Here is a 23,623-nt window from a genome sequence, read left to right on the forward strand (position 1 = left end):
GCGTGCCAACGCGTAACAGGCACGTGCCAATGTTTGCACATGCATACAAGTGCTCGCTTTTCACCGAGCCATGCATCTAGCTTTCCCGGCTATGCGAACCTCCCTCCGCTTGTCGTCTTTCCTCCTTGCGTCATCCCTGCTCACCGGCTGCCTCGGCGCCGAAGGGGAGGACACCGAAGTCCTCGAGTCCCAGCAGCAGGAGTCCACGGACCCCACGTTCCGCCTGCACAACATCGTCGAGGCCGTGCTCCCCGCCGGCAACTATGACGGCCTGCCCGGCAATGAGTGCATCGCGCTGGTGAACCCCGAGCACCGCCTGCGCAAGGTCATCCTCGTGGAGACCGCGGGCGTCAACGGCGCCTGCGCGCTCAACGCCTACAGCGCGGGCAGCGCCATCAGCTTCACCTGGGGCGACACCGCCGTCTACCAGGGCCCGGCGGGCATCGCCTCCATCCGCGCCGCGCTCTCCGACACGAATGGCGCCGTGCACCGGCTGGTGGGCGCCATCACCTCCGAGGCCGCCACCCTGGCCGACCTGCAGGCCTTCCCGGCGCAGACCGACCTGGACCAGGCCACCGCGCTGAAGTCGACCGCGTACACCGCCGTCCGCGTCCACTCCCTGCACGACTTCGAGGGCCAGGAGCAGACGAAGGCCGAGGCCGCCTACCAGGCCGTCCGCATCACCCAGTCCTGTGAGCAGCCGGGCTCGCCCCGCCTCGAGGCCCGCGTTCGCAACGGCTTTGTCTATGGCTACATCGCCACCAACACGGGGAGCTGCCACAGCGGCTGGTTCCACTTCCGCCACGTCTACAACCGCGATTGGCGCCGGGTCGAGAATTACAATTATTCCGAGTAATCAGACTCCGAACACGTAAAGCACAGGGTGACGCCTGACACCGCATTCACAGGCGTCACCCTGGCCCGCGTTTGTAAATACATCCGGGCAAGGACGCTTCATCCGCCTTGGCGCGGCGCACCTTTCACGAACACCAGACATCGGGCATCGTTGAGTCTCCTTCCCACGAGACTCCCTCATGACCTTGGATGCTGGAGCGAAGCTGCTGCATGCGGTACGCGAGCTGGCCCCTGCCCTCTCCGCGCGCGGCGCGGAAATCGAGCAGGCACGACAGCTCCCCGCGGACGTCGTCGCCACGCTGAAGGACATCGGCATCTATCGGATGTTCGTGCCGCCCTCCCACGGTGGCTTGGCGCTGGACCTCGTCACGGGCCTGGACGTCCTCTCCGAGCTGGCGCGCGCGGATGCCTCCACCGCGTGGACGATGATGATTGCCTCGGAGAGCCCCCAGCTCTTCGCCCTGCTCGCCCGCGAGGAGTTCGACGCCATCTACGCGCATGGCCCCAACGTCGCCGTGGGCGGCGCGTTCAATGCGCAAGGCCAGGCGATGCAGGTGGACGGCGGCTACCGCGTCACCGGCCATTGGAACTTCGCCACCGGCTGCCGCCAGAGTGACTGGCTGTTCGGCAACTGCGTCGTGCTGGGCCCGGATGGCAAGCCCCGCCCGGGTCCCGCCGAGGGTGTGCCCGAAACGCGCGCGATGATGCTGCCCGCCAAGGACGTGCGCATCATCGAGCACTGGGACGTGCTCGGCCTGCGCGGCACCGGCAGCCACGACATCGCCATCGACGCCTTCGTCCCCCAGCGCAACTCCTTCGACATCTTCACCGGACAGCCGGCCGTGCCCGGCCCTGGCTTCGTGATGCCCGTGCTGCACTACGCCATGCACATTGGCGCGGTGGCGGTGGGCATCGCCCAGGGCGCGGTGGATGACCTGCTCGCGCTCGCCCGCTCCGGCAAGCGCCGGTTGTATGCGCGCACCTCGCTGGTGGACTCGCCCGTGTTCCGAAACCGGCTGGGCCGCGCGGAGACGGGCGCGCGCGCCGCGCACGATGCGCTCCGCCGCATGGGCGAGGTCTTCTGGGAGGCCTGCCAGCACACGCCCGCGACGGCCTTCACGCTGGCGCCCCAGGTCTCCTCCACCCTGACGTGGGCGGTGGAGACGTCCGCCGAGGTCGTCACGGCCTGCTACCACGCGGGCGGTGGAACCTCCGTGCGCGACGGCACCCCGCTCCAGCGCCGCTTCCGCGACATCCACACCCTCACGCAGCACGCGGCGGTGGCGGAGGGCTGGTTCACCCAGGAGGGCAGCGCGCTCCTGGGCTTCCCCGTCCTCTTCGAGGCCTGACGGCGGACGCGCGCCCGCTACGTCTGCGAGGCGCGCAGCTCCGCGCGGCGAATCTTCCCGCTCACCGTCTTCGGCAGCTCGGTGACGAACTCGATGTCGCGCGGGTACTTGTACGGAGCCGTGGTGCGCTTCACGTGCTCCTGCAACGCCTGCGCGAGCGCCGGGGACGCGGTGTGCCCCGGCGCCAGCACCACGAAGGCCTTCACGCGCTGGCCCAGCTTCGCGTCCGGCACGCCGATGACGGCGGACTCCGCCACCGCGTCGTGCTCCAGCAGCGCGGACTCCACCTCGAAGGGCCCCACGCGGTAGCCCGACGTCTTGATGACGTCATCGGCGCGCCCCACGAACCAGAAGTAGCCGTCCGCGTCCCGCACGGCCCGGTCCCCCGTGACGTACCAGTCGCCGCGCCGGCACGCGGCGTTGGCCGCGTCGTCCCCCAGGTAGCCCTGGAACAGGCCCACCGGCCGCTCGGGGAACACGCGCACGGCGATGTCGCCCTCCTGCCCGTCCGCCACCTCCTGCCCCGACTCGTCGATGACGCCCACCGTGAAGCCCGGAGACGGCTTGCCCATGGAGCCCACGCGTGGCGCCACCGGCGGGAACATGCCCACCACCATCACCGTCTCCGTCTGCCCGTAGCCCTCGCGGATGTGCAGGCCGGTGGCGGCCTTCCACGAGTCGATGACCTCCGGGTTGAGCGGCTCGCCGGCGCTCACCGTGTGGCGCAGCGCGGACAGGTTGAAGTCCTTCAAGTCCTGGAGCACCAGCGCCCGCCACGCGGTGGGCGGCGCGCAGAAGGTGGAGACGCGCTGCGACTCCAGCACCTTCAGCAGCTTCGCGGGCTCGAAGCGGCCCCGGAAGTCGTAGACGACGTTGCACGCGCCCTGGCTCCACGGCCCGAAGAGCTTGCCCCACGCGCACTTGGCCCAGCCGGTGTCGCTCAACGTCAGGTGCCGGTCGTCGGGCGTCAGGTCCAGCCAGTACCGCCCGGTAATCACGTGGCCCTGTCCGTAGCTGGCCTGCGTGTGCAGCACCATCTTCGGCATGCCGGTGGTGCCGGACGTGAAGTAGATGAGCATCGGCGCATCCGCGCGCGTGGGCTCGAAGTCCGCGAACGCGTCCGCGACGCCGGGCACGTAGCGCGTCCACGGCGACGGCGCGCCCTCGCCCACCGACAGCCAGGTCCGTACCTTCCCCGCCCCCACCACGCCGTCGAAGCGCTCCAGGCAGCTCACGTCCGCGATGACGGCGTGGGCCTCCGCCACCTCCAGCCGGTAGCGGATGTCCTTGGGCGTGAGCATGGGCGTGCCGGGCATGAAGACGATGCCCGCGCGGATGCAGCCGAGCACCAGGAACCACCACTCCGGAACGCGCGGCATCATGATGAAGGCCCGGTCGCCGCGGCGCAGGCCCTGGCCCGTCAGGAAGCGCGCCGCGTGGAGCGAGTGCCGCCGCAGCGCCTCCCACGTGAAGCGCCGCTCCTGCCCCGACTCGTCGGACCACAGCAGGGCCAGCGCCTCCGGGCGCTCGGCGGCGTGCCGGTCGATGACGTCGGCGGCGAAGTTGAAGTGCTCGGGCCGCTCCCACCGGAAGTCACGGCGGGTGGCCTCGTAGTCCTTCATGTTCCGAGGGGGCGACAGCGGCATGCGGCGGACTCCTGACAGGGGGAACCGGACGCCCGAGCCTGCCACGCCGTCCACGGCCCGTCCGCCGTCAGGCCCCCCATCGCCCGATGCCGGACACGCGCCCGCTCGCCTCCCGGAAAAGCAGAAGGCCGGCCCTGTCACGGGCCGGCCTTCGCGCTGCTTCGCCGCGCCCCGGAGGGCACGCGCGCTACCTCAGTTGATTTCCGAGCACGGGAAGAGCGTGTTGTAGGCACCACAGGTGCGGAGCGTGGCCAACAGCAACTGCTCGGCGGTGGCCGCGCGGCCCGCGGCGTCCTCGCCCCGCGCGCGCTCCCGGTCCGCCAGGAGGTTCAGCCAGGGGTCCCTGGCGCCGTGGGCATACCGCTGCAGCGCCTTGAGCGCCTCCGCGTCCTTCGCCGCGGCGCCCGTGTGCAGCAGCGCGCCGACGTACAGGTCCGTCTCCTGCGAGGCCCGCAGCGTCTCCAGCAGGCCCGGCATGGGCTCGCCCTTCATCAGCCGCGCATAGTCGAGCGCCAGCGGCGCGCGGACGCTGAAGTCACGCGCCGCCATGTCCCGGACGTAGTCCTGGAGCACCGTGCCGCCGCCCAGCCGGTCCAACGCCGTGGCGAGCGGCATCAGCGCGGACACCGCGTCCGCCGAGGGCGCCGCGCGAACGGCCTCGTACAGCGCCGCGCGGGCCACCGCGGGCTGCTGCGCCGCCAGATACGACGCCTCCGCGCCACCCTCCGCGAGCTGCCCCCACGTCTCACGCACCTGTCGCTGCCACCGGGCCGCCTCCGCGTCGCGCAGCGCGCGCAGCTCCTCCGCGCGCCGCTCCGCCGACTGCTTCCAACCCGCCTCCTGCCCCGGCAGCGAGGCGACGTCACGGAAGGACGCCTCCGCCTGCTTCAGCAGCCCCAGCCCCCGGAGCGCCAGCCCGCGGTTCCACAGCGCCTGGGCGTGCCGGGGCTCCTGGCTCAGCGCGCCGCCGAGCAGGCTCAGCGCCTCCTCCCACCGCTGCCCGCTGAGGGCCACCACCGCCCGGTCATTGTCCTTGTCCGCCGAGGCCGGAGCCCGCGACAGGAAGGCCTCCGCCTGCTGCCAGTCGCCCCGCAGGGCATAGGCCGCCGCGATGCCGCGGAAGTCCTGCTGCTCCTCCAGGTCCGCCAGGGGCCGCAGCGGCAGCGGGTTCGCCGCGCCGGACGTGCCGCGCATGGGCTCGTAGGGAACGAAGCGGTCCGCCTGCGGATGGCTGAGCCGCGCCTCCAGGGTCCGCGAGTCCGCGCCCGCCAGCCACACGTCGGCGGGAGCCTCCGCCGGCACCTGGTAACGGAACACGCCCACCGCCGCCAACCCCGCGGCCAGCGCCACCGGCGCCACCGCGCGGGCGGCGCGCTGGAGCCACGGCCGCAGCGGCGTCACCTTCTCCGGCACGGGCTCCGGGGCCGCGTGCTCCGCGCCCCCCAGCGCGCGGGCGGCCAGCAGCTCCAGTTGCAGGACATCCCGCAGGCCCGCCTCGCATTCGGCGCAGCGAGACAGGTGCTGGCGAAAGGCCTCCGCGTCGGGAGCGGACAGCTCACCGTCCACGAAGAGGTGCAGCTTGGTGCATGGCGTATTCATGAGCTCGTGGCCCCCTGCTCCCGGGCTACCGCCACCTGGGGCAGCAGCAGTTCCTTCAAATCCCTGCGGGCCAGGGTGAGCCAACTGCCCACGGTGCCCACGGGAACATTGAAATGCTCGGCGATGGCGTTGTAGCGCTTGCCCTCCGCGTGCAGCCGGTAGGCGTCACGCAGGTGAGGCTTCAGCCGCTCGACCGCTTTCTGGAACGCGTCGGTGCTCACCAGCTCCCAGCTCTCCTGGGCATCCGCCGGTGAACCCGCCATGTCCTGGACCAGCGCCAGGTGCGGCAACCCCCGGGATTCCGTCCGCTGGCGGCGGCAGTAATCCAGGAAGCGGTTCGTCATCGTCGTACACAGCCACGCGGCCGCCGCGGAGTCCGTCCGGTCCTTCAAATGACCGAACTCCGGCAACGCCCGTTCGAAGGTCTCCTGGACCAGGTCGTCCGGCTCCAGGCTGGAGCGGGCGCACAACCGGCGGGCCAGCCCCAGAAGGCTGGGCCGATGCTGACGGATGAACGCTTCGAAGCGCCTCCGTTCCCGGTTGAAGAGGTCCGACATGAAGCCCCACTCACATGCGCGTCTGCGTGTTTCCCAGTCAAAGACGCGCGTCGCTCCAATCCTTGAGAAGAAAAAGAAGGGAGCCGGGCAGAAAAATGCCCGGGAGGATGGAAAATCCCGCCCGGGCCTGAAGATCAGCGGACCTGGCTGGCGCTGGATTGCCCTGGCCCGGCCAGCGGGGGCACCGCCGGAGGGGGCGTCGGGAGCCGCTTCCGCGGGGCGACCGTGGCCGTGTCACAGTTGACGTAGGTGTTCTTCACGTGGGCTTCGCCGGACTCGGAATCCAAGCTACCGGCCATGAGGGATTCAACGGGCGTCATGGGCGCTCGCACCTCGTAGTGGGGTTGGGCTGAAAGCAGACATGGGTGATACGGACAACACGTACAGTCCTTATCATGACACGCGCCAACCCCGTGCATCTGACTGGGCGGCTTGCGACACGGAATTCACGGAGTTCTGAATGAGCAGGGAAGATTCGCGCCTGGCTTTGGAATGGCACACCTGGTTGGCGGAGAACCTCGCCCTGGGCGTGAGCACGGAGGACGCGCGGCAGGTGCTGGTGAACGCGGGCGTGGAGGACGCGTTGGCACGGCAGGAGATTGCCGCGGCGCAGGCGCACCCCTACGTGGCGGGCGCGCGTCGCATTGGCCGGCGCTACGAGTGGCTGGAGGCGCTGGCGGACCTCTACGCGGAGCTGCACCGCCAGTCGGGCGAGGTGCGGCTGGAGAAGCGCCGGGACTTGAGTCCGGAGGAGTTCTTCTCCCGCTACTACTTCGGCCACCGGCCGGTGGTGCTGCAAGGCCACATGGAGGACTGGCCGGCCATGCGCCGCTGGTCGCTTTCGGATTTCAGCGAGCGCTTCGGGGACGTGGAGGTGGAAATCATGTCCGGGCGAAACACCAACCCGGACCACGCCTCGCAACCCGACAAGCACCGCCAGGTGGTGTCCCTGCGCGAGTACGTGCGCCGGGTGGAAGCGGCGGGTGAGACGAACGATTTCTACATGGTGCCCCGCAACGAGAACTGGAAGCGCGACGGGCTGGCCCGGCTGCGCGAGGACATCCGCGCGCCGGCGGGCATCATCGACCCGGAGCTGCGGCCGGACATGACCACGCTGCTGCTGGGCCCGCCGGGCACCGTCACCCCGTTGCACCATGACAACATGAACGTGCTGCTGGCGCAGGTGATGGGCCGCAAGCACGTGCGGCTGGTGCCGTCCTTCCAGCGCCACCTCGTCTACCCGCGCCACGGCACCTTCAGCGAGGTGGACGCGGCGCTGCCCGACCCGGCGCGATTCCCCCTGTACGGCGAGGCCACCGTCCTGGAGGCCGTGGTGGAGCCGGGTGAGATGCTCTTCCTGCCCGTGGGCTGGTGGCACTGGGTGCGCGCGTTGGATGTGAGCGCCTCCGTCACCTTCCATCATTTCCAGCTCCCTGGAGGAAACACGCACCTGAGGACCCCGCAGTAGGCGGCTGTGTACCGGGCCGCCGCCCCCTCAATATGACTCCACCAGGATGACATGCCGGGTCCACCCGGCCCGGTGGTCCCGGTCCAACCAACGCCGGCGTTCGTCCCGCAGGGCCACCGCGGGCTGCGCGCCCTCGCGGATGCGGCGGCGGACCCCGTCGAAGAAGCGGCCAGCGGCATCCGGGATGTCCACCGTGGAGGCCAGCACGGCGCGCGCGCCCGCGTCGATGAAGGCCGCGGGCAGGCTGAAGGGCTCGTGGCTCGTGGTGGAGCTCGCCGCACGGCCGGCGCTGCACGCGGCCAGGAAGACCATGGGCGCGCCCGTGAGCTTCTGCTGGCGCACCACGTCCGCAGTGAGCGCGTACCGGCCGCTCGTCTCCGGGGACAGCACCACCAACGAGGCGTCCGACAGCGACGGGTCCATGATGCCGTGGGCGTGGATTTCAATCTCCGTGGCGTCACGCATGTCCGCCAGCACCCGCGCGGGCGTGGCGTCCGAGCCGGAGAGCACCTGCAGCGGCACCGCCTCCTGCTCCTGCGCGGGGAACCACGGGGGCAGCCGCGGAAGCTGGAGCAGCGCGGGCGCGTCCACGCTGGACACGACCAGCCGCCGCGCCGTGGGCGTGGCGCGGGGCTGCGACGTGCGGCCCAGCCGGAAGCTCCACGCCACATCCGGCGGCAGCAGGTCCGTGCGCCCGAAGACAGGAGGCCACGCCAGCACGTCCACGTGCCCACAGCCCCGCAGGGCCTGGCGCAGCCGCTCCGGCACCAGGCGCGAGGTGTCCACGCGGCTGAAGGGCCCCTGCCGGTCCGACTCGTAGTGTCCCAGCACCTCCCCCGCCATCCCCCGCGCCACCAACACCGTGCGCTCACCGTGCACGGCCGCAGCCAGGGCGCACCGCTGAGGCACGGGCGTGCCGAGCTGCGCGGCCATCAACTCCAGGGCCTGGGTGTACTCCCCCGCCTTGCCCGCGTCGGTGACGAGCGAGGAGTAGCTCAGCGCCCAGGCCTCGCGCGCCAGCGAGTCCCCACGGGACAGCGCCTCCGCCTCGGTGAGGGTCTGCCGCAGCAAGGCCTGGCCCCGCGTCCGGTCGGCGTCCAGCAGGAAGCGGCCCTCCACGTAGCGGGCGTAAACCGCATCGCTGGGCATGGGATTGCTGTGATTGGCCCACGTCAACGCGCGCTGGAGCAGCGCCTCGTCCCCGGGCTTTGGCCGGGTGCGTGACAGCTCCGCGAGGTTGACGGCGAAGAGCAGGCTGAGCGGCTCGTTCTCGCACGCGGCGTTCGCGTCCACCTCGCGGCGCGCGTCGTCCATGCGGTTGTCCAGATAGTACGCGTGGGCCAGGTTCTCCCGGGGCCAGACGCAGTTGCCACGGCCGCGCGCGGACCACTCCTCGATATAGGCGCGCGAGCTGGCGAAATCCCCCCGCGAGCGGGTGATGGCGGCCAGCACCTCCAGCGCGGTGAACTCCATGTCCCATTCGCGCAACTGGCGCGCCCAGGACCAGGCGGTGCGGATGTGCTGTTCCCCTTCGGTGAGCCGCTGCAGGTCGGCGTAGAGGATGCCCAGCCGCAGCTCCAGGTCGACGCAGCGCGCGGAGAGCCCTTCCTCGCGGCAGCGCTGGAGCGCGTTGAAGAAGCGCTGCTCGGCCTTCCACCACTTGCCCTCGGCCGTCTCGCGGATGGCCTCCTCGCGCTCGATGTAGAGGTTGAACCAGGGGTCGTTCTGGCGCTTCGCGCGCTCCACCACCTGCGTCAGCAACCGGCGCGTGGCGCGCGCATGCTGCGCCGTGCCCAGGAAGAGGTCGTCCTCGCCGGAGGCCTGCACGCGCTCCAGCAGCCGGTCCGGCCGGTCCAGCTTGCCCCGCACCAGGGACGCGTAGTCGCGGGCCAGCTCGCCGCGGCGCGTGAAGTTCCGGCCGCTCACGCGCTTGATGTAGTCCGCCAGCGTGGAGCCGCCATGCCCCCGGTCCAGCTCCTGCGCCAGGGGCATCAGCGCCAGGACCCGCTCCTTCGAAGGCGAAGCGCGGACCGCCTCATAGAAGGCCTGACGGACGACGCCCGGGTCCTTCCGGGCCGCCTCCAGCGGAAGGGGCGCCCGCGGGTCATCCACCAGCGCAAGCGTGGCGTCCCGCGCCTCCTTCCACCGGCGCGCGCGCTCCAGCGTGGCGTCGCGTTGCTCGCGGGCGTTGGCCTTGGCCTCCTGGCTCCAGCCCTGCTCATTCAGCAGCGCCACCTGTTCGAAGGTGTCCGCCGCCTTCATCGTGAGCCCCATCTCCTGGAGCACGAGCGCGCGGTTCCACATGGCCTGCGCATGACGCGGCTGCGCCTTCAGCGCGCCGTCCAGCAAGCGCAGGGCCTGCTCATGGGAGCCCCGGGCCAGGTACACCGCGGCCAGATCACTGTCGCGGTCCGGGGAGGAAGGCAGGCGCTCCAGGAAGGAGGCCGCCTGGTTCCACTCACCCTGGAGGGCATAAGCCGCCGCGATTCCGGACAAATCCCCCGCCTCTTCCAGCCGGGCGAGGTCTCGCAGCGGAATCGGTTCGGGAGGAACGGGGCAGCCGCCCGCTGAAGTCCGCCGCCGGTAGAGGTCTGCTTCCGGATGCGTGAGCCGGGCCTCGATGCGCGACGCGGCGCGGCGCTCCGTCCAGAACTGCGGCGAGACGGGCGCTCCGCTTCCCTTGGAGGGCGTGCGGGCAAGCAGGACGGTCAACACCAACACGGGCGTGGCCAGCGCCAGGACCAGGACTTTGTCGTACGCCGGCTTCAACATGCTGCCCCCTCGGGCGCCATCCCCCGAACCAGCCGCCCAACCACCGCGTTGTACACCATCAATCCATCCCCACCGACTTCTGGCGGGGTTCGAGCGGCTGTCATCGCGTGAATTTTCTCCGCATTTTCAGCGCTCCTCACCGGCCACCCGCCCACAGGGCGCCGGGTGGTCAGGCCGTGAACCAGGCAACCTCACCTGGAGACGGCTTGCGCCAAAAACCTTGAGTGCAGGCCAGGCTCGCATCCCTTCGGAATCACTGTCTCCCTGCGGCTCCAAGCCAGCGTGACGCCAGTGGCCCGTCCGCCAGCCCGCCCCCCGGAAGAGACGGCGAGGGCCCCCAGGCCCGAGGGTTTTCCAACAGGGCACGAGCGGGAAGTAGCACGTCCGCCTGAGTGTCCCACTGCGCCAACCTGGAACGAAAGGACCTCGCTTGACGGAGCTGTTTCGATTTGCCGCCCTGATGTCACTGATTCCCACGTTCGCCACCGCGGACGTCGCATGGAAAGGTGACTTCGAGACGGGCAACACCTCGCAGTGGACGCGCAGCCAGAGCGTCGCCAACAGCCGGCTCCAGGTGGTGACGGATGTCGTTCGCGAGGGACGTTACGCGTTGAAGGCCACGGTGCGTCAGGGCGATGACCCCATTGGCGCCAGCGGCAACCGCAATGAATTGCTCTACATCAGCCAGGAGAAGGTGAACTCCACCTGGTACTACAAGTGGAGCACCCTCTTTCCGACGAACTACCCGCTCGACGACGGCTGGCAGGTCTTCGCGCAGTGGCACCAGTCGGGCTGCTGCGGCTCTCCGCCGCTGGAGTTCTACGCGCGCAACGAGGAGCTGTTCATGCGCGTGGGCGGCTCGAAGGGCAAGGTGCTGTGGACCTCGCCGATGAAGCGCGGTGACTGGCACGACTTCGTGTTGGAGGTGAAGTGGTCGCCGGATGCCAAGACGGGCTTCGTCCAGCTCTGGCACAACGGGCAGCTCGTCGTGAAGAAGACGCACATCGCGACGCAGTTCGGCAAGGAGCTGAACTACCTGAAGCTGGGCCTCTACCGTGACGACGCCATCCGCCCCGAGGCGAGCGTCTACCACGACGGCTTCATCATGGCGTCCACGCTGGCGGCGGTGATGCCGCCCCCGCCCCCGCCGGCCCCCGAGCCCGCGCCGACCGAGCCCGAGCCCACGCTCCCGGACTCCGAGCCCACGCTCCCCGAGCCGGAAGCGCCCACCGACCTCCCGGCGGAGCAGCCCTCCACGCCCGACGCCCCCACCGCCGAGACGCCCGTCGCCTATCCGCAGAACCGTTGGGGCGTCACCACGCGCGAGGGCACCATCACGCCCGAGAATCCCCTGGGCGAGCCCCAGGCGCAGAGCTGCAGCGCCTCCGGTACGGGCAGCGTGCCGTTCACCGCCGCGGTGGGCCTGCTTTCGCTGAGCGCGATGTTCGCCCGCCGCCGCAAGGTGGCCCAGGCCCGCGCGCACACGAAGCGCTGAGCCGCGTCACCGGTCTCCGAGTCAGGGCTCCTTGAGCAGGTGGAGCCCCTCGGAGACCTTGGCCAGCAGCGCGCGCAGCGTGGTGTGCTCCTCGTCGCTCAGGGGCGCCATCAACGCGGCGATGCGCCGGTAGTGGTCCGGCAGCATGTCTTCAATCAACTGCCGGGCCTTGGGCGTGAGGCGCACCGTGTACATGCGCCGGTCCTCCGGATGGTCCTCACGGCAGATGAGGCCATCCTTCTCCAGCGTGTCCAGCAGCCCCGTCATCGTGGCGCGGCTGACACCGGAGCTCTCCGCCAGGTCCGCCGGCGTGAGCGCCCCCGCGCTCTCCACGTCCTCGGTGGAGTACAGGCGCACCAGCACCGTGAAGCGCCCCAGTGACAAGCCATGGCGGCCCAGGTGGGCTTCGTAGGCGCCCGACAGGTCATGCGAGGCCCGCAGCAGGACGATGCACGTCTCGATGGCGCGCGCGTCCAGTTCGGGGAAACGCTGTGCCAGACGCCGGAGCCGCTCGTAGCGAGGTCCAGCCGCGGGGGTCGAGGAGTGGGAAGGTCGGGTCGGCACGGCCATGACCTCGTAAGGCGCCTAACGGTTTTAGGCAACGAGAAAGGTGGGGCCGCGCCGGGGCCCTGGCGCCGGGCATTGCTGGCGTTATGAACAGCCCGTGCTGGACGTGAAGGATGACACCGTGCAGGCGGCCTTGCGCCGGGCGTGCGAGGAAGCCGGCGTGCCGGACTCGCTGCGGGGCTGCGTGTACCCGCTGCTGAGAGACCCGGAGGGTGAATGGCCCGGCTGCTGCGGCGGCGGCTGCTATCCGTGCGCCGCCTCGCTGGCGGATGTGGCGGTGCGCACCCTGGAGTTGCTCGGCACGCCGCGGCAATCCCCCGTGCCCGCCTGAAACAGGCGCGCGGCGTGGCGTAGGCTGCGGGCACCATGAATCCCATCGTCCACGCCGAGCTGGCCTGGCTCGCGGCGCAGGGGCTGCGCGAGCGCAGGGACCGCATCCTCGTCACCTGCGCGGGGCTGGCGCCGGACCTGGATGGGCTCACGCTGCTCGTGAGCGAAGACGCCTACCTCCGCTATCACCACGTCATCTTCCATGGGTACGTGGGCGCCCTCGTCACGGCGGCGGTCTGCGCGGCGCTGGCGCGGCAGCGGCTCCGGGTGGCGCTGTTGGCGCTGGGCACCTTCCACCTGCACCTGCTCTGTGACCTCGCGGGCAGCGGACCCGGGTGGCCCATCTTCTACTTCTGGCCCACGAGCATGCATCAGTGGTTCTGGACGGGGCAGTGGGACCTTGCCTCCTGGCAGAACGCGGTCATCGGGCTGGCCGTGACGCTGCTGTGTCTGGCCTGCGCGCTGCGTTACCGCCGCACCTTCGTGGAGGTGTTCTCCGCCCGGTGGGACGCGGAGGTCACGCGCACACTGCGGCGCCGGTTCCTTCGTGAGCAATCCATGTTCAAACCATGACGTGATTGTCGTTGCGTCCCATTTCACCATGGACGCATGTACATCTTCGGAATCGGGTTGATGGCAGCGAGCGTGCTGGGCGCGACGCTCGAAGCCCCCGTCACGTCGGTCACTGTCTACAGCGACCAGGCGCAAGTGGTCCGCTCCGGCAGCGTCACGGTCCACGGCTCGCAGCGGGTGGCCTTCCCCCGGCTGCCCCAGCGCACGGACATCGACTCCGTCCGCGTCGAAGCCGAGGGCGCGGAGGTGTCCCACGTCGACGTGCGCGCCGTGAAGGGCGAGGCCTTTTCCCAAGACGAGGCCCGGAAGCTCATCACACAAATGGAGGACCTCGACGTCGCGCTCGCGCGCCTCGACGCCGAGCGTGATGTCCATCAGGCCCAGATTGAAGCGCTCCGGAGGGTGCGTCCCAAGGTATCAGGTGACGGCGAGGCAGCCCGGGCCCAGGCACATCCTTCCGGATGGAGCACCGCCGCCTCCTTCCTCGTGGACACCCTGGCCCGACTCGACGCGCGGATACGCGCGCTGGAAGCCCAAGCCGAGACACTCCGGAAGCAACAGCAGCAGCACAAGGTGCGCGCCGCCGCGTTGGGCAAGACGTTTGGCGAGCAGGGTTTCGAGGTGGCCGCGACGCTCGCCGGGCAAGGCGCCACGAAGGTGAAGTTGACCTATCTCACCCGCGGCGCCCGCTGGCACCCCCGCTACGAGCTGCAACTCCAACCCGAGTCACAGCGGATGCAGATGGCCTTCTACGGCCGCGTCAGTCAGGAGACAGGGGAGGACTGGGAGGGCGCGCGGCTCACGCTCAGCACCGCCCTTCCCGCCAACGCCACCGCGATGCCGCGGCTCACGACATGGAAGCTGGGCATCCGGGAGCGCTTCATCCCCTCGCCGCCCCAGCACCGGGAGGCCCTCCGGCCCGCGCCAGCCGCGCCCGCCAGCAACCTCCGGGCGACGAGTTCCCCCGAGCAGGTCCTGCGCGCGCGGCTGCTCGTGATGGCGGGAGAGCGGCCCCAGACGCCACCGGAACCCGCGAAGGCGCGAGACGCGGAGGCGCAGCACGAAGGACGCCTGAGCACGCTCATGGGCAGCGTCCTCGACGCCCGGACCCGGCAGACGCTCCCCCACGTGGTCGTCACCGCGACCTCGTCCTCCCTCCAGGGAGAACAGGTGGTGGAGACCAACGCACGGGGTGAGTACCGCATCCCCGCACTCCCCTCGGGTCTCTACACCCTGCATTTCGAGCGCGAGGGGAGCAAGACGTACGCCCGCGACCAGATTTCACTCCGACCGTCCCGTACGATTCGCGTCAACGCGGAGCTGCTCCCCGAGCATCTGGAAGAAGTGGTGGTGGTGGGCGGCGCCCCCACCATCGGAGTCGGCGCCAATATGGCCGGCGTCAACGTGGACGTGCAGTTCGTCCCGCGAAGCTCCATCCCTCAGCAATCGGTGGCGTTGACACCCCCACCCGCGTGGCGGCCCCCCACGTTCGACCCGGGGTCCCCCGTCGCCGTCGCGGGGGGCTACAACCTCACCTTCACCTCGCAACGCCTGGAGACGCTCCTCACCGGCAAGGGCGAGCGCAGCATCCCCCTGGTCTCGGAGTCCTGGCCCGTGCAGGTGGAGCGACAGGTGTTCCCCGCGCTCTCGCAGAACGCGTATCTCGTGGCGACGCTCCAAGGGCCCGCACGGACTGTCCTTCCTGGCGGGGATGCGTCGCTCTACGTGGGGACCGACCCGGCCGGCACCGCGACGCTGGGGACCATCGTCCCCGGGGACACCTTCACCCTGCCGATGGGCATTGACCGCGCGGTGCGCAGCGCCCGCAACGTGCGGCTCGTCGAGGCGGAGAAGGGCTTCATCTCCAAGGAAGAGGTGGGCACCTACGAAGTCACCCTCGAGGTCCCCAATCCCTATCCGTTCCCCCTGCCCGTGAGCGTGATGGACCAGCTTCCGCTCAACACCGACGGCAAGGTGGAGGTGACGCTGGTCCGTGCCGTGCCCGCCGTCCAGCCCGAGGCGGCCACCGGCAAGCTCCAGTGGAACGTGACGGTGCCTCCGTCCAGCAAGTCCCTCATCTCCTTCCAGTACACCCTGAGCCGCCCCAAGGGCTGGCGCCTGCACCAGAAGTAAGCCGAGGACCGAACCATGCCTGCCCTGTCCCTGACGCTGTGGGCGCTCGTCGCGTCCGCCAAGGTGTCCACCGTCGTGGTGTACCCGGACCGCGCGCAAGTCACGCGCGAGCAGACCGTGAACTGCCGAGGCCCCACCACCGCCCGCTTCGACGCCGTCCCCCTGGCCGCCGCGGCCGACAGCCTGCGGGCCCGCGCCATCGGCGCCACCGTGGAGGGCCTCATCAGCGAGGAGCACACGCGGGAGGAATTCCATCGCGAGCAGCGCGCGCTCCTGGAGGCCCGCCAGGACGTCCTCCAGCGGGAAGCGACCGTCCTCGACGACGCGGAGGCCCGCGCGGATGACCTGAAGGCACTCGCCACGGGCTACACGGACGTCGCCGTGGACCGCGTCACCCGGGAGCTGACCGCGGCGAAGCCCGACACGCGCGCCTGGGCCGCAGCCTTCGACGCGGCGATGGCCGTGCGGCAGCGCGCGATGACCGAGCACCAGGCGCTGAGCGCCAGACAGCGCGCGATCGAAGCGCAGCGCTCCCAGGTGGAGGCCGACCTGGAGGCCCTCCAGCTCGACGCCGAGCGCACGGAGCGCCGCGTGGAGGTGCGCCTGTCCTGCCCCGAGGGCACCCGGGCTCGCGTGGAGTTGACCTATCTGGTGGGACAGGTCTCCTGGACGCCGTCCTACGAGGCCCGCGCGTCGGAGAACGCCCAGACGGTGGAGCTGGCGACGCTGGCCACGGTGCGACAGGCCACCGGCGAGGATTGGGCGGGGGCGAAGCTGGTGCTCTCCACGGCGCAGCCGCAGCGCGACGCGACGCTTCCCACCATCCAGCCGCTGACCGTGTCCGCGGAGGAGCGGGAAAATCATCGCCGGGTGCTCGTGCGCCGCGACGAGCAGCAACAGCACGCCCAGGCCGGTGGCGCCGCCCGCTCCTCGAGCTCGAACGGACTCGAAGCCATCCCGCAGGGCCTGTCCGTGCAGCTCGTGGTCCCCACGCCCGTGAGCATCCCCGGTGATGACAGCGCCGTGCGCGTGCAGGTGGCGAAGACCCGCCTCAAGGCCGCGTTCAACTGGCGCACCATCCCCAAGCTGCACCCCGTGGTGTTTCGCGTGGCCCGCGTGAACAACGCCGCGCCCTTCCCGCTGCTCCCCGGCGACGTGGACCTCTACCGGGGCGCGGGCTTCATCGGGCGTCAGCCGCTGGAGCACGTGGCGCAGGGCGCCCCCTTCGAGCTGACCTTCGGCGTGGAAGAGGGCCTGCGCGTGGAGCGCCGCGTGGTGGAGGAGCTTCAGCGTCCCGAAGGCCTGTTCAAGGGCACGCAGCGCTTCCGCTATGCCTACCAGTTCACACTGAACAACCTCCGCGCGCATCCGGAGGAGGTGGAGCTCTCCGAGCACTACCCCGTGTCCGAATTGGAGGACGTGAAGGTGGCGCTGGAGCCCATGACGACCGGCGGCTACGCGCTCCAGGCCGACGACGGCATCGCGACCTGGAAGCTGAAGCTGGCCCCAGGCGAGAAGCGCACCGTGGACTTCGCCTTCCACGTCGACACGCCCTCCAGCTACGAAACGAAGGGGCTGTAGTCGGGGCATCCTGCCCCTCACCGGGGCAATCTGCCCCGTCCGGATGGGGCCGCTTCACACCGTGCCCGAGTGAAGCCTCCGTTGGCACAGCGGATGCTTTATCCGAGGACAAGGAAGGAGCCCGGCCGCCATCAAGGCCGGCGAGGGCTCGTGCGGCAAACGTCGCCTTCCTTGTTGCAGGACTCGCGGTACGTTGTGAGAACCCACCTCCGGTCCGTGCGCTCCCTCCCCCTCGAGGCGCACGGACCGGAGCAGCCTCTTTCGCGAACCGCCCGTGAGACTCGCCCGCAAGTTCACCCTCGCCCTCGTCCTGCTCGCCATCGCCGTCATGGCGGGCCTGCAGTACTTCCAGGTCCGCCGTGAGCTCGAGCGCTCCGCCATGGACATGCAGCACGACCACCGGCTGCCCGGTCACACGCTCGCCGGCTCCATTGGCAAGGCGTGGCAGCTCGCGGGGGAGCGCGAGGCGCTGACGCTCCTTCAACAGGCCAACCGCTTCCAGGAGCAGGTCCACCTGCGTTGGGTGTGGCTGGACGGAGGCCCCGGCACCCCGGACCTCACGGGCTTCCCGCCCCGGCTGCGCACGTCGCTGCTCCAGGGCAATGACGGCTCCATGGTGGACCCCGCCGTGGACCCGGGCCTGCTGCACTCGTACACGCCGGTGCTCATCGGCAACCGCCTGGGCGCCATCGAAATCACCGAGTCCCTGGGCGCGCAGCGGCAGTACGTCAACACCGTCGTCCTCGGCACCTTCGCCGCCACCGCCGCCATGGCGTTGGGCTTCATCGTGGCCGCCATGGCCATGGGCCGCAGGTTGGTGGGCGAGCCCGTGGAGCAGCTCGTGTCGCTGGCGCACCGCATTGGCCAGGGTGACCTCACCGCCCGCGTGTCGCTGCCGCAGCGCCGGGGCGACGAGCTCACCACCCTGGCCGGCGCCATGAACCAGATGGGCGAGCAGTTGGAGGAGACGCGCTCGCGACTGGCCACGGAGGTGGCCGCGCGCCTGTCCGCCGTGGACCACCTGCGGCACGCCGACCGGCTCACCACCGTGGGCAAGCTGGCCTCCGGCGTGGCGCACGAACTGGGCACCCCGCTCAACGTCGTCATGGGCCGGGCGAAGATGATTTCCTCCGGCGAAGCGGAGGGCGAGGAGGTGGGCGAGTGCGCTCAAATCATCTCGCAGCAGGCCCAGCACATGACGGCCATCATCCGGCAGCTCCTCGACTTCGCCCGGCGGCGCAAGCCCCACCGCGCGCCCGAGGACGTGCAGGACCTGGTGGAGCGCTCCCTGTCCCTGCTGCGCTCCATGGCCGCGCGCAACAGCGTCACGCTGGAGACGGACATCCCCACCGGCCTCATGGTGCAGGTGGACGCGGGCCAGGTGCAGCAGGTGCTCACCAACCTGGTGATGAATGGCGTGCAGGCCATGAAGCAGCCGGGCACCGTGCGGGTGCGCGCCGAGCATGCCCGGAGCACCCCGCCCCCGGACGTGGGCGGTCCGGAGGGGGACTACGTGCGCGTGGACGTGGAGGACCAGGGCCAGGGCATCCCCGAGGACGTGCTGCCCCACGTCTTCGAGCCCTTCTTCACCACCAAGGACGTGGGCGAGGGCACCGGACTGGGCCTGTCTGTCTCCTACGGGCTCATGCAGGAACATGGCGGCTGGATTGCCGTGCGAAGCGAGCCCGGACGCGGTAGCTGCTTCTCCATCTACCTGCCGAGGGGTGAGGACACATGCCAGGCCGCGTCCTAGTCGTCGAGGACGAGCGCGAGATGCGCGCGATGTTGGAGAAGGGACTGACGCGCCGGGGCTTCGCGCCCGTGGCGCTCCCGTCCGCGGACGAGGCGCTGGGGCTCCTGGCCGCCGAGGACTTCGACGTGGTGTTGACCGACCTGCGCATGCCCGGCATGGACGGGCTGGCGCTGTGCGAGCGCATCGCCCTCAACCGCCCGGACATCCCCGTGGTGGTGGTGACGGCCTTCGGCAGCCTGGAGACGGCGGTGGCCGCCATCCGCGCCGGCGCCTACGACTTCGTCACCAAGCCCATCGACGTGGACGCGCTGGTGCTGGTGCTGGAGCGCGCCGTGCAGCACCGCGCCCTGCGCGAGGAGGTGCGGCGGCTGCGCCAGGAGCTGGGCCGGCGCGATGACAGCGGCACCGTGGTGGGCGAAAGCCCCGCCATGAAGCAGGCCTACGCGCTCATCGACCGCGTGGCGGACCTGGACTCCACGGTGTTGATTACCGGCGAGAGCGGCACCGGCAAGGAGGTGGCGGCCCGGGCCGTCCACACGCGCGGGCGCCGCAAGGACGGACCCTTCGTCGCCATCAACTGCGCGGCCATGCCGGAGGCCCTGCTGGAGAGCGAGCTGTTCGGCCACGCCAAGGGCGCCTTCACCGACGCCAAGGCCGCGCGCACCGGCCTGTTCGTCCAGGCCAACGGCGGCACCCTCTTCCTGGACGAAGTGGGCGAGCTGCCCCTCACCCTCCAGCCCAAGCTGCTGCGCGCGTTGCAGGAGCGCACGGTGCGTCCGGTGGGTGGCGACACGGAGGTGCCCTTCGACGCGCGCATCGTCTCCGCCACCAACCGTGATTTGGAGCTGGCCGTGGAGGAGGACCGCTTCCGCGAGGACCTCTACTACCGGCTCAACGTCATCGGCGTGGAGCTGCCGCCGCTGCGCGCGCGCGGCAATGACGTGCTCGCGCTGTCACAGCGCTTCATCGAGCAGTTCGCCTCGCGCACCGGCAAGCGGGTGCTGGGCCCGTCCCCGGCGGCGGCGCAGCGGCTGTTGGCCTACGGCTGGCCGGGCAACGTGCGCGAGCTGCAGAACTGCCTCGAGCGCGCGGTGGCCCTCACCTCCTTCGAGGAACTCACCGTGGACGACCTGCCCGAGCGCGTCCGCAACTACAGCCAGCCCCGCGTGGTGCCGGAGACGCAGGACGCGTCGGAGCTGGTGACGCTGGAGGAGCTGGAGCGGCGCTACATCCACCGCGTGCTGGAGGCGGTGGGCGGCAGCCGCACGCTGGCGGCGCGCATCCTCGGCGTGGACCGCAAGACGCTGTACCGCAAGCTGGAGCGCGACGAAGGCGTGCGCAAGGGCTGAGCTACTCCACGAGGTCCAGGCGCACTTCGAAGATGCGGGGCCACAGCTTGCCCGTCATGAAGATGCGCCCCGTGCCCGGCTCCACGGCGATGCCGTTGAGCACCGCCTCGTGGCTGGTCACCTGCCCCGCCACCGCGCGCGTCAGCTCCGACGCGTCGATGACGCCCACCACCGTCCCGGTGGCCGGGTCGATTTCGAGCACGTCCGAGCTGTGCCAGATGTTGGCGTAGATGACGCCGTTGGCGCACTCCAGCTCGTTGATGAGCTCCACGGGCTGGCCGCGCAGCGTCACCTCCACGGAGCCCACCTGGGTGAAGTCCTCCGGGGTGTGGAAGGTGAGCAGCGCGCTGCCATCACTGCGCACCAGCTTCCCCTCCCAGAAGCACAGGCCCCAGCCCTCGCCCGGGTAGCGCGTGGTCCGCTCGCGCTGGGGCGGCATGCCGCTCCAGGTGAAGAGGAGCCCCTCCGTCCACGTGAGCTGGTACAGGCGCTCGCCGTCGCTGGCGAGTCCCTCCGCGAAGATGTTCCCCAGCCGCTCCATCCACACCGGCTGCGCCGTCTCCAGCGACAACTGCCGCAGGGTGCCCTGGTGCCCCGTGCTCTCGAAGAGGTGGCCCTTGTGAAACACCAACCCCTGGGTGAAGGCGTTCGTCGCGTGCGGGTAGGAGTTGATGATGCGCGCCACGCGCCGCACCGGCTCTTGCGAACCGGAGCCCGCGTCCGGCACGGGCCGCGTCGGAGGATTGCATTGGAACGCCGCGGTCAGCGCGAACAGCGGCAGCAGCGTGGTGGGGGTCCGCATGAGGCGCCTCGTGGCCCGGAGCCTGAACCCAGACGTGCCATGGCGCAAGCACCCACGGCTCCAGGGCAATGCGATTTTCGCCAGGCCGCACTCCCAGGCCTAGCGCGGTGGCGGCACCAACGTCTCCACCACTTCGCACAGGTCCTCCATCGCGAAGGGCTTGTTGAGCACGCGCGCCGCGCCGAGCAGCTCCGCCTCCTGGTGGAGCTGGGCATCTCCGAACGCGGTGATGAGGACGACCGGCGTCGTCCACCCCTCGCGGCGCAGGCGGGCCAGCACCTCGATGCCGGAGAAGCCGGGCATGCGCACGTCGGTGATGATGAGGTCGGGCACCTGCGTCTGCTGCGCGAGCAGTCCATCGACCAGCGCCTTGACCAGCCCCGGGCCGTCCGGCGCCTCCACCACGTCATAGCCCCGCCGGCTGAGCGCCCGGCGCAGCAAGGTGCGCATCTCCGGCTGGTCCTCACCCAGGAGGATGCGAGGCGCGCTGCGGCGTGCCACCCACTCACGCGTGGACAGCGGCCACTCCCGAGCGTCCTCGTGCGTCCCGCTGATTTCGTCTGGCCCCATGACTGACGGCTCCTTCTGGTGAGGTGGGCACGCCCCGCGACAGGGCCCCTTCCTCACATGGGAACGGGCCGGCGCCGGGCGGGCCTCCCCTGAGCATCCGCCGTGCCATCGGGCCCGCCGGGACGCCCCCGGGCCCGTCCGGCGAGCGGGCGTCCCCCAAGGGCTCGCACGCCTCCCAAAGGAGCGCCGCCCTCCGCCCCGAGCATGTCCCTTCTATGTATGCAGCGCGCGGCGAACCGTGGGGCGCGTGCGCGAAGGCACGCCGCCCGGGTGCGAGCCTCTCTGGCCCACGCCCACCCGGCTTGTAGGGACAATGCCCCCAAGGTGACCGCCGCACTTCGGGGCTGGGGCACGTGGTCCGGGGAGAAATGCCCCAAGTCGGGGCAGTTTGCCCCGAAGCCCTGGGGCGTTTGGGGCGCCCGCGCACCGGGCTTCAGAGGCACACCGCGTGCGTGAAGCGTTGGCCCACCGGCTGCAATAGCCCCCGACATCGGTTCGGGCGCGGGGCTTACGCAAGAAACCCCATGGCGATGACCGCCGCTGACGTCGGGGGACAGTCAGCGGATGGACGTCACCTTCCACCCCTCCAAGGTGGGACCTTTCTCGCGGAGGCCCCTCGCCTGAACCGGCATTTTCCTCTCACACGCATGGAGAACGAACGATGGCCTGCTCGCTCCCCTCTCGCCGGTTCCTGACTGCCCTGGTCCTTCTTCCCGCCGCCACGTTGGGTGCTTGTGGTCAAGCGATTGGCACCGCGTCCGCGGCGCCCACCCCTTCGGCCGCCGTCGCCGCCACCGCGCCGGCCCAGGCGCCGCTGCCCATCCAGAAGACGCTCTTCAACCCCGCCGTGGGCGGCGCGCAGAACGGCATCACCTCGCTGGCGCCGCTGGTGGACGCGGTGAAGGGCGCGGTCGTCAACGTCGAGGTGCGCGCGAAGCCCCGCCGGTCCGCGGGGATGCAGCGCCTGCCTCCCGGCATGGCGGAGCGCTTCGGCCTGCCGCCCGGCTTCGGCGGCGAGGGCAACGGCCCCGCGCGCCAGGGCGCGGGCTCCGGCTTCATCATCGACCCCTCCGGCATCGTCCTCACCAACAACCACGTGGTGGAGGACGCGGACCGGGTTCGCGTGAAGCTGGATGACGGCCGCTCCTTCGACGCGGAGGTGATGGGCAGGGACCCGCTGACCGACGTGGCGCTGCTGAAGCTCAAGGGCGCGCCGGGCAACCTGCCCGCCGTGCCGCTGGGTGACTCGGACGCGGTGCGCGTGGGCGACGCCGTCATGGCCATTGGCAATCCCTTCGGACTGGCCTCCAGCGTGAGCGCGGGCATCCTGTCCGCGCGCGCCCGGGACATCCAGGCGGGCCCCTATGACGAGTTCCTCCAGACGGACGCCGCCATCAACCCCGGCAACTCCGGCGGGCCGCTCTTCAACATGCAGGGCGAGGTGGTGGGCATGAACACCGCCATCGTCGGCGGCGCCACCGGCATTGGCTTCGCGGTGCCCAGCAAGCTCATCCAGGCGCTGCTGCCGCAGCTCAAGGAGACGGGCGTGGTGCGGCGCGGTTGGCTGGGATTGGCCGTGCAGGACCTCACCCCTGATTTGTCGCGCGCCCTGGGCCTGGAGGCGATGAAGGGCGCGGTGGTGGCGGGCGTCAATCGCAACAGCCCGGGCGAGCGCGCGGGCCTGCGCGAGGAGGACGTCATCACCTCCGTGAATGGCAAACCCGTGGAGTCCGCGGGCGGGCTGACCCGCGCCGTGGCCCTGCTGAAGCCAGACAGCCGCGTGAAGGTGGAGCTGCTGCGGGGTGGCCGGACGCAATCGCTGGACGTCACGCTGGGGACGCGTCCCTCCATGAATGGCGAGGAGGAGGTGCAGCCACGCAATGCCTCCGCGTCCGCGCCACGCCGGCTGGGCGTGCAGTTGTCCGACACGCGGGAGGGCGGCGCCCAGGTGGTGGCCGTGGAGCCCGGCAGCCCCGCCGAGCGGGGTGGCCTGGTGCCCGGCATGCTCCTGGTCCAGGTGGGCGACCAGAAAATCGCCTCCGCCTCCGACGCCGTCCAGGCCCTCACCTCCGTGAAGCCTGGCGCCGCGCTGCTGCTCCGCGTGCGCATGCCCGGCTCGGAATCCACGCTCCTGCGCGCCGTGGAAGTCCCGGACCGCTGAACGTCTTGCCGGGTAAGCTTGGACACTCCGGGTTGGTACTTAGACGACTTGGGGGGTCCTGAA

The 23,623-nt window shown here is 70.7% G+C and carries 19 protein-coding genes; 11 read left to right on the forward strand and 8 right to left on the reverse strand.

The window, feature by feature from the left end; all coding sequences use genetic code 11:
• The first annotated feature begins 109 nt into the window (after positions 1-109).
• Positions 110-856 (forward strand): hypothetical protein, encoded by a 747-nt coding sequence (locus A176_RS29195; RefSeq protein ID WP_002635707.1) that lies wholly within the window; start codon positions 110-112, stop codon positions 854-856.
• Between the two features lie 178 nt (positions 857-1,034).
• Positions 1,035-2,204: an acyl-CoA dehydrogenase family protein gene (locus tag A176_RS29200; protein WP_002635706.1), complete on the forward strand. Its 1,170-nt coding sequence runs from the start codon at positions 1,035-1,037 to the stop codon at positions 2,202-2,204.
• Between the two features lie 17 nt (positions 2,205-2,221).
• On the opposite strand, the gene A176_RS29205 is transcribed toward A176_RS29200, so the two are convergent.
• The 4 genes from A176_RS29205 to A176_RS39435 form a co-directional block, all read right to left on the reverse strand.
• Complete coding sequence (locus A176_RS29205) at positions 2,222-3,850, reverse strand: acetate--CoA ligase (protein WP_002635705.1); 1,629 nt, start codon at positions 3,848-3,850, stop codon at positions 2,222-2,224.
• Positions 3,851-4,042: 192 nt separating this feature from the next.
• Positions 4,043-5,449 carry an anti-sigma factor gene (locus tag A176_RS29210; protein ID WP_002635704.1) on the reverse strand — a complete coding sequence of 469 codons (1,407 nt, stop codon included), beginning with the start codon at positions 5,447-5,449 and terminating at the stop codon, positions 4,043-4,045.
• Positions 5,446-6,006, reverse strand: coding sequence for an RNA polymerase sigma factor (locus tag A176_RS29215; RefSeq protein WP_002635703.1), 561 nt, complete (start codon positions 6,004-6,006; stop codon positions 5,446-5,448). Before A176_RS29215 ends, A176_RS29210 begins: the two co-directional genes overlap by 4 nt.
• Positions 6,007-6,140: 134 nt before the next feature.
• Positions 6,141-6,305, reverse strand: coding sequence for a hypothetical protein (locus A176_RS39435; RefSeq protein WP_193409809.1), 165 nt, complete (start codon positions 6,303-6,305; stop codon positions 6,141-6,143).
• A gap of 161 nt (positions 6,306-6,466) precedes the next feature.
• Here A176_RS39435 and A176_RS29220 point away from each other — a divergent pair, with 161 nt between their 5' ends.
• Positions 6,467-7,474, forward strand: a complete 1,008-nt coding sequence (locus A176_RS29220; protein WP_002635701.1) for a cupin-like domain-containing protein — start codon at positions 6,467-6,469, stop codon at positions 7,472-7,474.
• A gap of 27 nt (positions 7,475-7,501) precedes the next feature.
• Here A176_RS29220 and A176_RS29225 read toward each other — a convergent pair whose 3' ends face one another.
• The gene (locus A176_RS29225; RefSeq protein ID WP_002635700.1) at positions 7,502-10,246 is read right to left on the reverse strand and encodes a CHAT domain-containing protein; all 2,745 of its coding nucleotides are present in this window, start codon (positions 10,244-10,246) and stop codon (positions 7,502-7,504) included.
• A 430-nt stretch (positions 10,247-10,676) separates the two neighbouring features.
• Between A176_RS29225 and A176_RS29230 the strand changes: the two genes are divergently transcribed.
• On the forward strand, positions 10,677-11,741 hold the full coding sequence (locus A176_RS29230; protein ID WP_002635699.1) for a polysaccharide lyase family 20 protein: 1,065 nt from the start codon (positions 10,677-10,679) through the stop codon (positions 11,739-11,741).
• Positions 11,742-11,762: 21 nt separating this feature from the next.
• On the opposite strand, the gene A176_RS29235 is transcribed toward A176_RS29230, so the two are convergent.
• Complete coding sequence (locus tag A176_RS29235; RefSeq protein ID WP_002635698.1) at positions 11,763-12,305, reverse strand: MarR family winged helix-turn-helix transcriptional regulator; 543 nt, start codon at positions 12,303-12,305, stop codon at positions 11,763-11,765.
• A 100-nt stretch (positions 12,306-12,405) separates the two neighbouring features.
• Between A176_RS29235 and A176_RS29240 the strand changes: the two genes are divergently transcribed.
• From A176_RS29240 to A176_RS29265, 6 genes are all read left to right on the forward strand, one after another.
• Positions 12,406-12,639 (forward strand): hypothetical protein, encoded by a 234-nt coding sequence (locus A176_RS29240; RefSeq protein WP_002635697.1) that lies wholly within the window; start codon positions 12,406-12,408, stop codon positions 12,637-12,639.
• Positions 12,640-12,674: 35 nt separating this feature from the next.
• The gene (locus A176_RS29245; protein WP_002635696.1) at positions 12,675-13,211 is read left to right on the forward strand and encodes a metal-dependent hydrolase; all 537 of its coding nucleotides are present in this window, start codon (positions 12,675-12,677) and stop codon (positions 13,209-13,211) included.
• Positions 13,212-13,247: 36 nt separating this feature from the next.
• A complete protein-coding gene (locus A176_RS29250) occupies positions 13,248-15,344 on the forward strand; it encodes a mucoidy inhibitor MuiA family protein (protein WP_002635695.1) in 2,097 nt (698 codons plus the stop codon).
• A 15-nt stretch (positions 15,345-15,359) separates the two neighbouring features.
• Entirely contained in the window at positions 15,360-16,925 is a 1,566-nt protein-coding gene (locus tag A176_RS29255; protein WP_002635694.1) for a mucoidy inhibitor MuiA family protein, read from the forward strand.
• A gap of 274 nt (positions 16,926-17,199) precedes the next feature.
• Positions 17,200-18,678, forward strand: a complete 1,479-nt coding sequence (locus A176_RS29260; RefSeq protein ID WP_002635693.1) for a sensor histidine kinase — start codon at positions 17,200-17,202, stop codon at positions 18,676-18,678.
• Positions 18,660-20,027 (forward strand): sigma-54-dependent transcriptional regulator, encoded by a 1,368-nt coding sequence (locus tag A176_RS29265; RefSeq protein ID WP_044889287.1) that lies wholly within the window; start codon positions 18,660-18,662, stop codon positions 20,025-20,027. The genes A176_RS29260 and A176_RS29265 overlap by 19 nt, the downstream gene beginning before the upstream one ends.
• Position 20,028: 1 nt before the next feature.
• Here A176_RS29265 and A176_RS29270 read toward each other — a convergent pair whose 3' ends face one another.
• Both A176_RS29270 and A176_RS29275 read right to left on the reverse strand, forming a co-directional pair.
• Positions 20,029-20,829 carry a glutaminyl-peptide cyclotransferase gene (locus A176_RS29270; protein WP_002635691.1) on the reverse strand — a complete coding sequence of 267 codons (801 nt, stop codon included), beginning with the start codon at positions 20,827-20,829 and terminating at the stop codon, positions 20,029-20,031.
• Positions 20,830-20,928: 99 nt separating this feature from the next.
• Positions 20,929-21,399 carry a response regulator gene (locus tag A176_RS29275; protein WP_002635690.1) on the reverse strand — a complete coding sequence of 157 codons (471 nt, stop codon included), beginning with the start codon at positions 21,397-21,399 and terminating at the stop codon, positions 20,929-20,931.
• A 661-nt stretch (positions 21,400-22,060) separates the two neighbouring features.
• Here A176_RS29275 and A176_RS29280 point away from each other — a divergent pair.
• A complete protein-coding gene (locus tag A176_RS29280; RefSeq protein ID WP_002635688.1) occupies positions 22,061-23,560 on the forward strand; it encodes a Do family serine endopeptidase in 1,500 nt (499 codons plus the stop codon).
• Positions 23,561-23,623: the final 63 nt, after the last annotated feature.

This window comes from Myxococcus hansupus, from assembly GCF_000280925.3.
Lineage (GTDB): Bacteria > Myxococcota > Myxococcia > Myxococcales > Myxococcaceae > Myxococcus > Myxococcus hansupus.